Annotated in this window: 3 protein-coding genes; 1 reads left to right on the top strand and 2 read right to left on the bottom strand. The window is 70.6% G+C overall.

What is annotated here, in order from left to right; genetic code table 11:
• The first annotated feature begins 211 nt into the window (after positions 1 to 211).
• Positions 212 to 2,134 carry a DNA primase gene (gene dnaG / locus VHS75_RS19330; RefSeq protein ID WP_329640248.1) on the top strand — a complete coding sequence of 641 codons (1,923 nt, stop codon included), beginning with the start codon at positions 212 to 214 and terminating at the stop codon, positions 2,132 to 2,134.
• Here the strand turns inward: dnaG and VHS75_RS19335 are convergent.
• Together VHS75_RS19335 and VHS75_RS19340 are read right to left on the bottom strand one after the other, a co-directional pair.
• Positions 2,131 to 4,950, bottom strand: a complete 2,820-nt coding sequence (locus VHS75_RS19335) for a gamma-glutamyltransferase (RefSeq protein WP_329640249.1) — start codon at positions 4,948 to 4,950, stop codon at positions 2,131 to 2,133. The genes dnaG and VHS75_RS19335 overlap by 4 nt on opposite strands.
• Before the next feature lie 242 nt (positions 4,951 to 5,192).
• Positions 5,193 to 6,325, bottom strand: a 1,133-nt coding sequence (locus VHS75_RS19340) for a xanthine dehydrogenase family protein molybdopterin-binding subunit (RefSeq protein ID WP_329640250.1), incomplete at its 5' end; no start/stop codon positions are given.

Here is a 6,325-nt window from a genome sequence, read left to right on the forward strand (position 1 = left end):
CAGCAAGCGTGAACACTCGGTCCGCGTGTCGATCGAGACACAGAAATGTACAGAACAAATAGTGTACGCGTAGAGTTACCCACAAGGCGATTCGATTCGTCCCCGCTGGCGGTCGTCGGGGGACTCTCGGGGCAAGCGATGGCCGCGTAGGAAACTCCGTTGACCGTGCTGCGGGGCAGCAGGTTCGTTCGGCGCAGGTGCGTTTTCCGGGATGGCAGTTCGGTTCGACGAGCGGTTTCTAGACGAGATCAAGTCTCGCCTTCGCCCTTCCGACGTGATCGGCAAGACGGTGAAGCTGCGCCGGCAGGGCCGTGAGTACGTCGGCCTGTCGCCCTTCACCAAGGAGAAGACGCCCTCCTTCTACGTCAACGACGACAAGGGCCAGTTCTTCGATTTCTCGTCCGGCAAGACCGGCGACATCATCGCCTTCCTGCAGGAGGCCGAGCGCCTGACCTTCGTCGAGGCGGTGGAGCGGCTGGCGGCCGATGCGGGGGTGCCGCTGCCGGCGGTCGATCCCCGCGCCGCCGAGCAGGAGAAGGTCCGCCAGGGCCTTTCCGAGTGGCTGGAACTCGCCGCCCAGTGGTTCGAGGCGGAGCTGCGCCGCCCCACAGGGCGCGAGGCGCGGGCCTATCTGGAGAGGCGCGGCCTGCCGGAGAAGGACTGGGCCCGCTTCCGCCTGGGCTTCTCGCCGCCCGGGCGAACGGCGCTGAAGGACTATCTGGTCGCCAAGGGCGCCAGGCCCGGCGAACTGGTCGAGACCGGCCTGCTGATCGCGCCGGAGGAGGGCGGGGCGCCCTACGACCGGTTCCGCGACCGGATCATCTTCCCGATCGGCGATCCGCGGGGCCGGATCGTGTCGTTTGGCGGCCGGGCGATGGATCCGCAGGCCCGCGCCAAATATCTGAACGGCCCGGAGACATCCGTCTTCCACAAGGGCCACCAGCTCTACGGCCTGGCCGAGGCGCGCAAGATCATCGCCGCCGCGCCGTCGGACGAGCATCCTCCCCTGGTGGTGGTCGAGGGCTACATGGACGTGATCGCCTGCCAGCGGGGCGGCATCCCGGCGGTGGCGGCCATGGGCACGGCCCTGGGCGAGGACCAGATGGAGATGCTCTGGCGCCATCATCCGGAGCCGACGCTGTCGTTCGACGGCGACCGGGCAGGGCGGCAGGCCGCCGACCGGACCATGGACCGCGCGCTGCCGCTGCTGAAGCCCGGCAAGAGCTTCCAGTTCGCCATGGTGGAGGGCGGCAAGGACCCCGACGAGGTGCTGCGCGAGCAGGGGCCGGCGGCGCTGAAGGCCCAGCTCGCCAACGCCACGCCCTTCGCCGAGGCGCTGTTCCGGCGCGAGCGCGATGCGGCGCCTTACGACACGCCTGAGCGCAAGACCGCGCTGAAGACCCGCCTGCGCAAACTCGCCGCGACCATCGCCGACCCCGACCTCGCTCAGGCCTATAAGGAGGACCTGCTCGGCCGTTTCGAGCAGCTCTGGCCGACCCGCCAGGCGGTCTACACGGTGGGCGCGGCCGCCCGGGAGATGTCCCGCGCCCGCTGGGACAAGCGGCGCAACCCCAATGGCATCTCCGATGCCAACGCCACGTCGCAAGCCAAGGACGCGAGCCGCCGGTTGCGGGCCTCGCCGCGTCCGCTGGCCGCGGCCCTGGCGCTGGCGGCGGTCCGCGATCCCGGCGTCATCGATGAGAAGATCGAGCTGGTCGGCGCGCGCGGCTTCGGCGACGAGAAGCTGGACGCCCTGGCCCAGGAGCTGGTCCGCCTGCGCTATGAGACCGAGGGGATGGAGTTCGATGCCGCGATCCGCGAGCTCGGCGCCCGTGGCTTTGGCCCGGCCAGTCTCGCCGTCCTGGAGGAAGACGCCCGCCGCGCCGGGGTCAGCGCGCCGTTCCTCGAGGCCACCGGCGAGCGTGCGCGCGACCTGTGGCGCCAGGCCTTCGACCTGCTCATGCAATTGGAGGCCCTGGAGCGCGCGGTCGAAGCCGCCGCCCGCGACCTCGACCGCGATCATGACTCATCGACCCTGATCAGCCTGAAGACCGAGCGCGACCTCCTGCGCAAGCTGGTGGCCAGCGACTGGTCGCATCCCGACGAGTCCGCCTCACCGGTGCTGCCGCACTAAGGCTGTGCCGCCCGCCGCATCAGGATCACCGGAGTAGTGACGCCCAGCGCGGTGTAGCGGGCGTCCATTGTCTTGCCGTCCGGGCTGAGCTTGGCGTCGATCGCAGCGCCGATGGTCTCCATGCGCATTGAGACCCGATCGCCCGCGCGGTGGATCTGAGTGACGAAGGCTCCTCGGGAATTGAGGTCCGGCAGGTCGAGGCTCCCGGACGTGCCGTGGCCGGGGCGGGTGCGGAAGCGGAACAACAGGGACGGGCCGGGTTTGCCAGCGATGGCGGGGGCGCTGTCCCAGGTCCCGGTAAGGGCCTCAATGGTCTCCAAGGGTGCGAGCTGGCCGCGGCTGAGCGTCATCGGCGGCCCCGGTCCGGACTGGCTCCAGTGGCCGACCCATTGGGCGTCGCCGGCGCGCCACTGCCCCTCGAACTGGGCGCCGATCGACGGCATGTGGAGGGACAGGGTCTCGCCCTTGACAGAGACGACGGTCGGGACGTCGAAGGCGCCGGAGTCGGGGCTGTCGCAGCTGGCTTCGTAGACGCCGTCCGGCGTCGCGCGGATGTGGAAGGCGATGCGCAGGGACGACAGCGTCGTGATCCAGTCGCCGGAGGCATCCACGCCCTCGCCTGTGCGGCTGGTGGCCGAGAGCGGCGGCCGCAGGACCGGCAGGACGGGAGGCAGGGCCTCGATGCGGGCGGCCTCGGCAAGGTCGATGCGGCGAGCTTCGATCTCGATCCCATTGCGTCGCACGGCTGCTGAGTTGGCGTGGCCCGACGCGGCCGTTTGGAAGGACACTTGGACGTCGTAGTCGCGCTCGAAGAATCGGCCGTCGGAGCGGGCGAACAGCTCGACCTTCACGGCGCCAGGGTTGGTGATGGCGAACAGCCGCTCGCCTTCGCGTTCGACGCGGGTGATGGCGCGCGGGCCGAGCTGGTAGGCGCCGACGTAGCGGTCGAGGACGGCTGCCGGCAGCGCGACAGACTTCGGCGGCGCGAGGCCGATCTGGCGGTCGGTCTCCGCGAAACCGTAGACATCGGGGACCTCGACGGCGTGGGGCGCGCCAGAGGGCTGGTCGATGACGGCGACGACCGGGCCGCCGCTCAAGGCTTTGACGCGCGGGGTGGGGATTTCCTGGACTTCGAGCCCGCCCGCCCGGAGCGCGGCAAGCATGTCCGGACCATAGGCGCCGGCTTCCACCAACTCCGGCTGGGCCCAGGCCTCGCCCGGGCCGGGCACGTTGAAATTGGTCACCAGGGGCGTGGCCGCCAGGGTCGATTGCAGGTCGGCGCGGTTTGCCAGCAGGGTGGCGGCCAGACGGGTGGTCTCGGCCATCAGGGAAGAGCCGATGGTGGCGATGGCCAGCACCGGCTTGCCGTCCCGCAGCGCGATCACCGGGGCCATCTCGGTCGGCACACGGCCGCCCGGCGTCACGGAGGCCAGCCTGATCCGGTTGACCGCCGCGGCGTCGGAGACGGTCACGCCGCCCACCACGATGCCGGTGTCGCCCCAGGAAAGGGCGTTGAGGCTATGGACCAGGGCCGCGACATTGCCCCAGCGGTCGACCACCACCACGGAGTCGCTGTGGGCTATGGGCGCGGCGGTCTTGGAGGCTGAAGCTGCGGCCGCGGGCGGGGCCGGGACCTTGGCGAGCTGCGGCGCGACCGCGGCGGCGTAGGCGGGCGTCAGCCAATCCTTGCAGGTCGTGGATCCCAGGCCCGCCGCCGTTTCCGGCGGCAGGGCCCACGGGACGATCGACTTGTCGATGGCGAAGGTGAGCGTGCGCAGGTAGGTCCGGAGCGCTTTGGGGTCCTGCCAGTAGGCGCCCATCCGGTCGGCGCCGGCGGCGGAGAGCAGGTTCAGGCTCATCAGGATCGGGCAGGCCGAGGGGCTCTCGCCCATGCCGTACACCTGGGCGCCGGCGAAGGGGACGCTGGCGGGATTGCGCCAGATGGCCCGGTAGTTGGCCATGTCCTCCAGGGTTGCCTTGCCGCCCGCCGCGCGGACCGCCGCCACATAGGCGTGGGCCCAGTCGCCCGTGTACATATAGCTCGCGCCCTGGGCCGCCACGGCGCGCAGGGTCTGGGCCAGCGCCCGCTGGCGCAGCAGGTCGCCGGTCCTGGGCAGGGCGCCGTCGGGCATGGAGGCGAAGGCCCGGCCTTCCGGCGTGCGCCAGAACCGCGGCTGACGTTGCTGGAACCAGTAGCCCTCGCTGCGGCCGACCGGTGCGCCGTTCTCGGCGTACCAGATGGCCGGCTGGAGCAGGTCGGCGAAGGGCAGGCGGCCGAACCGCTGGTGCATGGCCTCGATGCCGGCCATGAAGCCCGGGACCAGGGTCTGGCGGCCGAGCTCGCCCACACCCGCGGCGGGCGGCGGTGGCAGGCCGCTGATCACGCTGAGGTCGGTCTGCGGGATGCCGGGGACGTCGGTCTCGCCTACGTAGCTGTTCCAGCCGCCGTCGAGGATGGAGACCTTGCCGGTCTTCGCCTCGAAGTAGGCGAGCTGCATCACGCCGGCGTAGGAGACCACCGAGCCGTGGTTAGTGGCGATCTGGGTCAGGGCGACGGTAGCCGCGGCGTCGGCGGCCGTGCCGCCCCGGCGCAGGACCTCGGCGCCGGCATGAACCGCGACCGGCGAAGCGGTGCCGGTGACCAGGATCCGGGCACCGTCCACCGGGCCGGCGAAGGCGGGGTAGGAGAAGAACTCCTGGGTCTGGAGTTCGGCCCGTTCGGCGGTAGGCCAACGGGCCGGCGACAGGTCGGCGGCGATGGCGGATGTGGCGTACAGCGCGGTCGCCAGACCGATCAAGCCGTTCGCGATCTTCATCGTGAACACGTCCCCCCATTCGGCTTTCCCAGGCTATGTCGCCAAGCTCCGCCGTGAATAGGGCGACACTCTGGCGGCGCGGCCTTTCCCGCCTCAGGACCAATCGACATTCGCGACGCGAGTGATTGGCGCTCCCTCCTCCATGGAGGAGGATCGTTTTGGTCAAGCCGCGCTCTTGAATGTCGATCGGACCAAGGCCCACCCCTCCCCTCCCGCCGCTTCGCGACAGGGGCAGATGGCCCTTACGCCCAGCGCAGGTCGGCATGCTTCAGCGGCAGGCGGCGCACCCGCTTGCCGGTGGCGGCGAAGACCGCGTTGGTGAGCGCCGGGGCGAAGGGGCCGAGGCCCGGCTCGCCGACGCCGCCCCACTTCGGGCCGCCGCTGGGGACCAGGTGGACGTCGATCCTGGGCGGCGTCTCGACCATCTTGGCCATGCGGTAGGTGTTGAAGTTGCCTTCCACCGGCGCGCCGTTCTTGATGTTGATCTCGCCCCAAAGCGCAGCGGTCATGCCCATGATCACCGCGCCCTCCATCTGCTGTTCGACGGTGTTGGGGTTGGCCACATGGTAGGGGTCGAGCACGCAGGTGACGCGGTCGACCTTCAGCTTGCCGTCCTGCGAGACGGTGACCTCGACCACCTGGCCGGAGACAGATCCGTAGGCCTCGATGATGGCGATCCCGCGCCCACGGCCCTTGGGCAGGGGCTGGCCCCAGTCGGAGTGCTTGGCGAGCGCGTCGATGACGCCTAGCGCATCGGGCCGCTCGGTGAGCAGGGCGCGGCGGTACTTGTAGGGGTCCTGGCCCGCCGCGTAGGCGACCTCGTCCATGAAGCTTTCCATGAAGAAGCCGTTCTGCGACGAGCCGACGCCGCGCCAGAAGGACACCGGCACATGGCTGTTCTTCAGCACCACGCCCACGTCACGGGCCGGGAAGGCGTAGAAGCTGTTCTGGATGCACTCGGTGGCCATGGGCTCGCTGGCCTGAAGCTCCTGCGGGCCATTGCCGCCGCGGAGCAGCGAGCCGACGGCGATCTGGGCCTGGAAGGCCTGGGGCTTGCCGGCCCCGTCGAGCGCGGCGCGGAAGCGCACGGCCGCCTGCGGGCGGTAGCGGTCGCGGCGGATGTCCTGCTCGCGCGACCAGATCAGCTTGACCGGCTTGCCCACCTGCTTGGCGACCGCGATCGCCTGGATCAGCTCGTCATGCGCCCCGCCGCGCCGGCCGAAGCCGCCGCCGACGAAGGCGTTGTGCACATAGACCTGCTCGGGCTTGAGGCCGGTTTCCTTGGCGGCCATCTGCAGCACCGCCATCGGCGCCTGGGTGGAGATCCAGACGTCGGCGCGGTCGGGGCCCAGGGCCACCGTGCAGTTCATGGGCT

This window comes from Phenylobacterium sp., assembly GCF_036264965.1.
Classification (GTDB): Bacteria; Pseudomonadota; Alphaproteobacteria; order Caulobacterales; family Caulobacteraceae; genus Phenylobacterium.

Bases quoted from the DNA above. Each gene is read 5' to 3' on its own strand.
- dnaG (WP_329640248.1), top strand. From the start codon at position 212: ATGGCAGTTCGGTTCGACGAGCGGTTTCTAGACGAGATCAAGTCTCGC.
- VHS75_RS19335 (WP_329640249.1), bottom strand. From the start codon at position 4,950: ATGAAGATCGCGAACGGCTTGATCGGTCTGGCGACCGCGCTGTACGCC.